General features: G+C 56.7%; 2 protein-coding genes. Both read right to left on the bottom strand.

Going from position 1 to position 1419, the window contains the following annotated elements; genetic code table 11:
• The coding region (locus ACR0DY_RS19885; protein WP_480540102.1) for an ATP-binding cassette domain-containing protein at positions 1-250 on the bottom strand (250 nt) is incomplete at its 3' end.
• 132 nt (positions 251-382) lie between these two features.
• Positions 383-1402, bottom strand: a complete 1020-nt coding sequence (locus ACR0DY_RS19880; RefSeq protein WP_480484969.1) for a putative 2-aminoethylphosphonate ABC transporter substrate-binding protein — start codon at positions 1400-1402, stop codon at positions 383-385.
• Between the last annotated feature and the right edge of the window lie 17 nt (positions 1403-1419).

Genomic DNA, 1419 nt, shown 5'->3' with positions numbered 1-1419 from the left:
CACGCTCGGACGGGGGCAGGTTGGAGACGTCCTTGCCATCCTGCATAACCGTACCCTTGGTCTGCAGATCCAGCCCGGCAATCGCCCGCAACAAGGTGGTCTTGCCGCAGCCGGACGGGCCAAGGAAACAAATGAATTCACCTTCTTTGATTTCAAGAGAGATGTCCTTGAGTGCCAGAAAGCTGCCGAACGCTTTCCACAAATTCTGGATGCTGAGATACAGTTCGCCGGGTGGTGTTTTCTGAAGCACGGGAGAGGTCCTCACATCTGCACCTCGGGCACGACCGATCCTGGCTGGTGCGCGCCGGGTGAGTTGGTTGTGTTGGTGGGAACAAGAGAGTGGCGGGCAGGAGAGGCACAAAAGCCCCTCCTGCCAATGGAATTATTTCGCTTCAGACTTTCCGTCATAGCGAGACTGCCATTCCTTCAGGATTGCCGCGCGATTGTTGGCGGCATACTCGAAATCATTGTTGATCATCGCATCCAGAAGACCTTCTGGGAAGTGTTCAACCGGTTTTGCAACGCCGGGATACGCCACGACCGCATAGCCGGTATTGTACATCTCGTTGGCCTCTTTGGTGACGGTGAAGTCCACCAGCTTCTGCGCGGCTTCCAGATTTGCGGTACCGGCCACAATCGCGGTTGCTTCCATGTCCCAGCCGACGCCTTCCGAAGGCACAATGATTTCCAGCGGTGCGCCATCAGCTTTGGACTTCGCCCCACGGAACGCAAAAGAGATACCAATCGGGATCTCACCCGCCGCCGCCAGTTTGCAAGGCTTCGAGCCGGAATGGGTGTAGCGCGCAATATTCTCGTGCAGCGCATCCATGTATTCCCAGCCACCTTCTTCGCCAAACATTTGAAGCCAGCTGGACACATCAAGGAACCCCGTGCCAGACGAATTCGGGTTCGGCATGATCACCTGATCCTTGTACATCGGATCAGTCAGGTCCTTCCACGAAGTGGGCGGCTTCAACCCGGCCTTTTCCGCCTCAACCGTGTTGTAGCAAACCGAGGCAACCCAGGCGTCCATGCCAACCCAGGCAGGCGGGTTGTCACCATCGACGAATTTCGCATCCAGCTTGTCTACGCCAACCGGGGCATAAGGCTCCAGCATCCCTTCGGATTTCAACAGCAGCAGAGAGGTCGCCGCCAACCCCCAGACCACATCCGCCTGTGGGTTGTCCCGTTCAGCCAGCAGTTTCGCGGTGATGATCCCCGTCGAGTCCCGGACCCAGTTGATCTTGATATCAGGGTTACTCTGGTTGAACGTCTCTGCATACCTCGCCAGATCCTCCGCCTCGACAGCGGTGTAAACTGTCAGTTCCGTCTCCGATGCCGCAACCGTCGCAGTCAGTAAACCGACCGCCAATGCCGAATAAAATGATGTCGTCCGTTTCATGGTTTTCCTCTGTTGGT

Source organism: Ruegeria sp. O6 (genome assembly GCF_056535045.1).
Note: the sequence above shows the minus strand (reverse complement) of the source record. Positions and strands in the feature narration are given on the sequence as shown.

Bases quoted from the DNA above. Each gene is read 5' to 3' on its own strand.
- ACR0DY_RS19880 (WP_480484969.1), bottom strand. From the start codon at position 1,402: ATGAAACGGACGACATCATTTTATTCGGCATTGGCGGTCGGTTTACTG.